A 253-nucleotide genomic window follows, 5' to 3' on the forward strand; every position below is an offset into this window, starting at 1 on the left:
GTCCATGTCGCCAGACTGGCTGACAAACGACACGAATTCGTGCGGAGCCGCTGCCGCGATGCTGATGTGACGCAGGGCCGGAATGTCGGTACGACGACGGTTCACGGTGGCGTTCACCAGTTCCGACAGGTCTTCGTTGCCGTGACGTGCGAGATACGTACCGCCCTTGCCGCTCTTCAGCTCCCACAGGCTATCGTCAGCTTCTGAGGTCATGATGTTCGAGCTGCCGACCGTGCGGTACGAGGCACGCAGC

At 61.7% G+C, this 253-nt stretch carries 1 protein-coding gene; it reads right to left on the reverse strand.

All coding sequences use genetic code 11. The features are described 5' to 3' along the window. Nucleotides 1-253: hypothetical protein (locus tag AC1RPT_RS08165; RefSeq protein ID WP_481763052.1), on the reverse strand; the 253-nt coding region annotated here is incomplete at both ends.

The sequence above is a fragment of the Dellaglioa sp. CoH-56-MRSF-11 genome (assembly GCF_056782135.1).